Consider the following 7541-nt stretch of genomic DNA (forward strand, 5'->3'; position numbering starts at 1 on the left):
TCTGCATTTCATGGATACTTCCTCAGCTGCTGCTGAGTGTGTAACCCTGATGGCTGCCGCTGGTTCCGTACTGCACTTCTTCCCAACCGGCCAGGGCAACATTGTAGGTAACCCCATCGTTCCTGTAATTAAGGTATCTGCTAACCCCATCACCGTAGAAACCATGTCTGAGCACATTGACGTAGAACTTACTGGTATCCTGCGCGGTGAAATGGATCTGGACGGTGCTGCAGATAAGTTAATGGAAATGATGATCCGCACCCTGAACGGACGTAACACGAACGCCGAGACCCTGGGTCATAAAGAATTCGTTCTAACCAAGCTTTATCGTTCCGCTTAATTCAGTAGGGTATTTACTGAGAGGTAAAGGTACTGACTGAAGGTCAGTACCTTTACCAATAATAGAATCTTTGTTAATTAGAGTGAAGTGAGCAGAAGAATACGACTAATCAATTTGTTCTAAATTGGTAAAATATTCAGAATTAATGCTCTCGTGGTTTGGTTCTGGCTATGTGAAAGCACAGATGTTAGCTCAAAAATTGGAGGGAGGTCTTTTGGTGCGCAAAATTAAGTTACTAGCAATTGTTTTAACTTTAGTCATGACCCTTGGCTTGGTAACCGGATGTGCTGGTAAAAAAGAAGGTGATAAGGGTGGTGACGCTGCCTCTAAGTACCCTGAAAAGCCGGTTAATATGATTATCGCCTTTACAGCTGGTGGTTCCAGTGATGTACAGGCCCGTATTATGCAAAAATACTGGAATAAATATGTACCACAACAACCCTGGGTCTTTGTTTATAAATCTGGTGCCGGCGGAGCCATTGGTTTTACTGAAATTGCCAAGTCCAAGGCTGACGGCTACACCATTGGTGGCGTAAACGTACCCCATATGAACCTGCAGCCCTTGGGTCAAGGGGCACAGTTTAGTGTAGATCAGTTTGATTACATTGCTCAGGTTGTAAATGATCCTCAGGTTATCGTAGTTAGAAAAGACAGCAAATTTAAATCTGTTCAAGAAGTTATTGATTTTGCAAAAGCTAACCCCGAAAAATTAAAAATGGGTATTGTAGGTACTTTCACGGGTCACCATTTGACTTTACTAGACTTGCAAGATAAAACTGGCATTAAGGTCGCCCAGGTTGTGTATAAAGGTGCTGCTGACCAGAACGCAGCCCTGCTGGGCGGTGAGTTGGATGTCATGATTGGTAACTACAACGATGTAATGCGTAGTTTGGATTCCATGACCATTCTGGGTATTGCTACCGAGGAAAAGTACGAACCACTGCCTGATGTACCGACTCTAAAGGAGCTAGGAGTCAATGTAGTATCCGACATTCGTCGTGGCTTTGTAGCACCCAAAGGTATTCCTGAACAAAGCTTAACTTTCCTGCGGGACACCTTTGAAAAGATTTGCAACGATCCTGATTATATCAAAGATATGGAAAAGGCTGGACAACCCCATGATTATCTGAATGGTGCAGATTTTGAGAAATTTGTCATGGACGAGAATGAAAGAGCGAAAGAATTATTAACCAGATTTAATCTACTTAAGAAATAATTAGGGCTTCTAAAGGGTAGGGAATAAATTCCCACCCTTTAGAAGTGAATATAAGACTTATTGTTTAAATTAATGGTGATTACTTATAAAAATAATTACCCTCAATGGCATCAAAGAGTAGCAGGGGAAATTATTAGGGAAAAAGTGAAGACATTTTACACTAATACTTTCTTTATAAAACAGTTAATTGAATACCCGGGTAAATATGTAATACCTCAAATTAGTGCATAAAGGAATCATATTTGTTATATTAGTAACTAGGCTAGTCCACAGCCGCAATGTTTCTTAATGGTTCCTAAAAAATATCACTATATACTAATGAAAGAAGGTGAATACCAGTTGTTTGAACAAATGCTGGCAGGTTTGCTCAATGCATTGACGCCAATTAACTTATTAGTTGCTTCACTTGGCATGGCAGGCGGCATTATCATCGGTGCTTTGCCTGGGCTAACAGCTACCATGGGTGTGGCCCTGATGGTTCCCTTGACCTTTGCCATGGATCCTTCTACTGGTCTTGTCCTGTTAGGTGCCATTTATTCCGGTGCAATTTATGGTGGAAGTAACTCTGCCATCTTGATTAATACGCCCGGAACACCTTCGGCGGTAGCCACAACCTTTGATGGCTGGCCCCTTTGCCGTCAGGGTAAGGCCGATGAAGCGTTGATTGCATCTCTATTTTCTTCCTCCTTCGGAGGTATTATCGGTACATTGTTTCTTGCATTCTTAGCAGTACCTATGGCTACCGCAGCTTTGAAGTTTGGTGCTCCGGAGTTCTTCTGGCTCTGTATCTTTGGTTTAAGTACCATTGCAGCCATGTCCATGGACAATGTAGCCAAGGGTCTGATTTCCGGTGGTATCGGTTTGTTGATTGCTGGTATTGGTTTAGACCCCATGCTTGGTATACCCAGGTTTACCTTTGGTTCTGACGCCTTGGTGGCAGGTATTGATGTCATTCCAGCTATGATTGGTTTGTTCTCTTTCTCCCAGGTAATTAGTCTAATTGGTAGTAAAGACAAATTCATTGCTGAATACAATCCTTCCAAGGGTGCAGCAAAGAGGGTTGTAACAAAGATTTTAAAAACATGTAAAACGAATCTTATGCGTTCCTCCATTGTTGGTACCTTCGTAGGTATTCTGCCAGGTGCTGGCGGTGAAATTGCTTCCATTATCACTTATAACGAAACAAAGCGCTGGGACAAAAATCCTCAAAAATATGGTAAGGGTGCCATTGAGGGTGTTGTGGCCTCTGAGAGTGCCAACAACGCAGTTATTGGCGGCTCCCTAATTCCCATGTTAACCCTTGGTATCCCTGGCAGCGCTGTGGCAGCCATCATCATGGGTGGTCTGCTGGCCCATGGTATTGCCCCTGGCTTTAAGATCTTTTCCGAAAATGGTGATGTAGCTTACACCTTCATCATGTCCCTGATTGTAGCCAATATTTTAATGTTCGTAATAGGTTTAGCTTTAATTAAAGGTACTGCCCGGATTCTTAACGTACCTACCACCTTTGTTGGTGTTGGTGTAGTAGTACTTTCTGTCATTGGTTCCTATGCCATCCGTAACAGCATGGCGGATGTTGTCATGATGATTGTCTTTGGTTTAATTGGTCACTTTGGCTCCCGCATAGGGTTGGATACGGGTGCGATGGCTCTAGGTATTATCCTTGGCCACATTATTGAGGAAAATCTGGGCAAATCACTGGCCATTGCCGGTGCAGAGGGTTCCATATGGATTGTTTTCTTTACTCACCCCATTTCCTTAGTACTGATTCTTTTAACCTTGGCATCTGTGGTGACCCCATATTTCTTGAAAAAACGTGCAGCCAAGTCAGCGGCAGCTGAGGGAGGTGCATCCATTGAGTAATAAAATGGCGGATATCTTAACCGGTATTGTTACCCTTTTGGTGGCGGCAGCCTTTTATGTTCAGGGAGTTGATTTGGCGTTTGAAAGCAATATATTTCCCCTGGTCATTGAAGTGTTTTTGATCTTAACCGGTATTTTTATGCTGGTCAGAGGATTTCTGGACAAGAGTGGCAAAGCCATGGGTGATGCGAATATTGATTATCGCCGCGGCATGCTGATGGTACTGGCATCAGTGGTTTATGTTGCAGCAATTAGTTTTATTGGTTTTTATGTTTCCAGCTTCATATTCTTAGTGTTGATGTCTTGGTTCCTCAATGATAAAGGCCTAAACTTGAAATCCTTTGGTGTTTCTACCGTCTTTGCCTTGATCATGATTGTGGCTGTATACGGCACCTTCTCCATGTTCCTAGACGTGCCGACTCCTGTAGGTATCCTTTTCTAAAAAACCCTTATGCCCTTGTCAGCAGACAGGGGTTATAAGTTGCCGAGACCAACAACTTTTAAAAAAAGACGGGTTGCGTACAAATTTGATATTACGAGGAGTTGCCTGGCTGATGTTGACTTTGCTATGATTCGTTCGATAAGCGGCTTATAGCAAAATCAATATAAAACATAATAAGGTACATGATTATTGAACGAAGGGAGGAAACAATCCAATTAAAATTTTTTAAATAACTGATGATCAATTAACATATCAAGGAAAAGAGGTGCTATGCAATGTTAGAACAAATGCTGGCAGGTTTGCTGAATGCATTGACTCCGATTAACTTACTAGTTGCTTCAATGGGCATGGCAGGCGGTATCATTATTGGTGCTCTCCCTGGGCTAACAGCTACCATGGGTGTGGCCCTGATGGTGCCCCTGACCTTTGCCATGGAGCCCTCAACGGGCCTTGTCCTGTTAGGTGCCATTTATTCCGGTGCTATTTATGGTGGTAGTAACTCAGCCATCTTGATTAATACGCCCGGAACACCTTCGGCGGTAGCCACAACCTTTGATGGCTGGCCCCTTTGCCGTCAGGGTAAGGCCGATGAGGCATTAATTTCATCCTTATTTTCCTCCTCCTTCGGAGGTATTATCGGTACTTTGTTTTTAGCCTTTTTAGCAGTACCTATGGCTACCGCATCTTTGAAGTTTGGTGCTCCGGAGTTCTTCTGGCTCTGTATCTTTGGTTTAAGTACCATTGCAGCCATGTCCATGGACAATGTAGCCAAGGGTCTGATTTCCGGGGGTATCGGTTTGTTGATTGCCGGTATTGGCTTAGACCCCATGCTTGGTACACCTAGGTTTACCTTTGGCTCTGATGCCTTGGTGGCAGGTATTGATGTTATTCCGGCCATGATTGGTTTGTTTTCTTTCTCCCAGGTAATTAGTCTAATTGGTAGTAAAGATAAATTCATTGCTGAATACAATCCCTCCAAGGGTGCAGCAAGGAGGGTTATAACAAAGATTTTAAAAACATGTAAAACGAATCTGATGCGTTCCTCCATTGTTGGTACCTTCGTAGGTATTTTGCCAGGTGCTGGCGGTGAGATTGCTTCCATTATCACTTATAACGAAACTAAGCGTTGGGATAAGAACCCCCAAAAATATGGTAAAGGTGCCATTGAGGGTGTTGTGGCCTCTGAGAGTGCCAACAACGCAGTTATTGGCGGTTCCCTAATACCCATGTTAACCCTTGGTATCCCTGGCAGCGCTGTGGCAGCCATCATTATGGGTGGTCTGCTGGCCCATGGTATTGCCCCTGGTTTTAAGATCTTTTCGGAAAATGGTGATATAGCTTATACCTTCATCATGTCCCTGATTGTGGCCAACATTTTAATGTTCTTTATTGGTTTAGCTTTAATTAAAGGTACTGCCCGAATTCTTAACGTACCTACCACCTTTGTTGGCGTTGGTGTAGTAGTACTTTCTGTCATTGGTTCCTATGCCATCCGTAACAGCATGATGGATGTGGCCATGATGATTGTCTTTGGTTTAATTGGTCACTTTGGCTCCCGTATAGGGTTGGATACGGGTGCAATGGCTCTAGGTATTATTCTTGGCCACATTATTGAGGAAAACCTGGGCAAATCACTGGCCATTGCCGGTGCAGAGGGTTCCATATGGATTGTTTTCTTTACTCACCCTATTTCCTTAGTACTGATTCTTTTAACCTTGGCATCTGTAATGACCCCATATTTCTTGAAAAAACGTGCAGCCAAGTCATTAGCAGCTGAGGGAGGTGCATCCATTGAGTAATAAAATGGCGGATATCTTAACTGGTATAGTTACTCTATTAGTAGCAGCGGTTTTTTACCTGCAGGGAATCGATTTACAATTCGAAAGCAAAATATTTCCTCTGGTAGTTGAAGTGTTTTTGGTCTTAACCGGTTTTTTTATGCTGGTCAGAGGATTTTTGGACAAGAGTGGCAAATCAATGGCCGCTGTGAATATTGATTATCGCCGTGGCGTGCTGATGGTAGTGGCATCAGTGGTTTATGTTGCAGCAATTAGTTTTATTGGTTTTTATGTTTCCAGCTTCGTATTCCTATTATTGATGTCTTGGTTCCTTAATGATAAAGGCTTAAACTTGAAATCCTTTGGCGCTTCCACAGCCTTTGCAGTGATTATGATTGTGGCAGTATATGGCACCTTTTCGATGTTCCTGGATGTCCCGACTCCTACGGGAATTTTCTTCTAAAGTGTTGTCTATGACAAAAGAGCTCTGTTCTAAACTCAGAACAGGGCTCTTTCGTTATTATTTTTTGAGAGCGTATAAAGAAGAACAGGTGAAAAAAGCCAGAAAAAGGGGAAATGTGGAGTCAAATAGAAAATATGGCGAGACAAGACTATATTTCGCAGGTTTGTTAGTTGACTTGCAAAAATAACAGTGTTACAGTTATATCAAGGTAATACCACATACCAATATAGATTTGAGCTTACGGAAGGTTAGCGTATAGTAACCCTCTGTGAAAGTTCTATAGACAATACATAATAATGAGGAGGAGTTTCCGTGATTAAATTCTTGGTACACGACCCCGAAGATATGGTTGGGGTAGCAGTGGCTGACATCGAAGCTGGTGAAACTGTAACCGGTAAAATTCAAGACTCTGACCAAACCATCGAAATTAAAGCAGTTAGCAACATTCCTCTGGGCCACAAAATTGCCCTGAAAGACATTGCCAATGGTGAAAGAATGATCAAGTACCATATCCCCGTTGGTAAAACCGTAGCTGACATCAAAAAAGGTGAACACGTACATACTCACAACTTGAAAACGGAAAGGTGGTAAACATTATGAACATCCCAACTTTTATGGGTTATCGCCGTGAAAACGGTGCAGTTGGTTGCCGTAACCACGTAATTATTTTACCAGTAGATGATATTTCCAACGCAGCCTGCGAAGCAGTTGCCAAACATGTACAAGGCACCATGGCTTTACCTCACCCCTATGGCCGCCTGCAGTTTGGTGAAGATTTGGATCTGCACTTCCGTACCCTTATCGGTACTGGCTGCAACCCCAACGTTGCTGCTGTAGTTGTTATTGGTATCGAACCCAACTGGACCAATCTGGTTGTTGAAGGTATTGCTAAGACTGGTAAACCAGTTGCTGGTTTCTACATTGAGCGTCATGGTGACTTCAAAACCGTGGAAATGGCTTCCTGGAAAGCCAAAGAATTCGTTCAGTACGCCACTGAACTGCAAAGAACTGAATGCAAACTAAATGAACTAACCGTTTCCACCAAATGTGGTGAGTCTGACACCACCTCTGGTTTAGCTGCTAACCCCTCCATCGGTCGTCTGTATGACCGCCTGGACCCCATGGGTCTGACCCTGTTCTTTGGTGAAACCTCCGAGTTAACCGGTGGTGAACACTTAGTAGCAGAGCGTTGCGCTACCCCAGAAGTAAGAGAAAAGTTTATGCAGACTTGGACCGCTTATGATGAGTTCATTAAGAGCCAAGGTGTAGACCTGTGCGGCACCCAGCCCACCCAGGGCAACATCGCCGGCGGCTTAACCACCATCGAAGAAAAAGCCCTTGGCAACATCCAAAAGATCGGTAAAGTAGCCAAAGTACAAAGCGTACTGACTCCAGCTGAAGCTCCCCAGGGCAAAGGTCTGCATTTCATGGATACTTCC

General features: G+C 43.4%; 7 protein-coding genes and 1 pseudogene. All 8 read left to right on the top strand.

Annotated elements, in window-relative coordinates; genetic code table 11:
• Nucleotides 1-340: pseudogene (locus AC1U9Z_RS17265) on the top strand (D-galactarate dehydratase); the annotation flags it as partial.
• A gap of 217 nt (nucleotides 341-557) precedes the next feature.
• Nucleotides 558-1556 (top strand): tripartite tricarboxylate transporter substrate binding protein, encoded by a 999-nt coding sequence (locus tag AC1U9Z_RS17270; RefSeq protein WP_479958465.1) that lies wholly within the window; start codon nucleotides 558-560, stop codon nucleotides 1554-1556.
• A 339-nt stretch (nucleotides 1557-1895) separates the two neighbouring features.
• Nucleotides 1896-3419, top strand: a complete 1524-nt coding sequence (locus AC1U9Z_RS17275; RefSeq protein ID WP_479958466.1) for a tripartite tricarboxylate transporter permease — start codon at nucleotides 1896-1898, stop codon at nucleotides 3417-3419.
• A complete protein-coding gene (locus tag AC1U9Z_RS17280; RefSeq protein WP_479958467.1) occupies nucleotides 3412-3861 on the top strand; it encodes a tripartite tricarboxylate transporter TctB family protein in 450 nt (149 codons plus the stop codon). Before AC1U9Z_RS17275 ends, AC1U9Z_RS17280 begins: the two co-directional genes overlap by 8 nt.
• A gap of 275 nt (nucleotides 3862-4136) precedes the next feature.
• Nucleotides 4137-5660, top strand: a complete 1524-nt coding sequence (locus AC1U9Z_RS17285; RefSeq protein ID WP_479958468.1) for a tripartite tricarboxylate transporter permease — start codon at nucleotides 4137-4139, stop codon at nucleotides 5658-5660.
• On the top strand, nucleotides 5653-6102 hold the full coding sequence (locus AC1U9Z_RS17290; protein WP_479958469.1) for a tripartite tricarboxylate transporter TctB family protein: 450 nt from the start codon (nucleotides 5653-5655) through the stop codon (nucleotides 6100-6102). The genes AC1U9Z_RS17285 and AC1U9Z_RS17290 overlap by 8 nt, the downstream gene beginning before the upstream one ends.
• A gap of 312 nt (nucleotides 6103-6414) precedes the next feature.
• The gene (locus AC1U9Z_RS17295; protein ID WP_333529943.1) at nucleotides 6415-6693 is read left to right on the top strand and encodes a UxaA family hydrolase; all 279 of its coding nucleotides are present in this window, start codon (nucleotides 6415-6417) and stop codon (nucleotides 6691-6693) included.
• Between the two features lie 5 nt (nucleotides 6694-6698).
• Nucleotides 6699-7541, top strand: an 843-nt coding sequence (locus AC1U9Z_RS17300) for a UxaA family hydrolase (RefSeq protein ID WP_479958470.1), incomplete at its 3' end; no start/stop codon positions are given.

The sequence above is a fragment of the Desulfotomaculum sp. genome, from assembly GCF_982386235.1.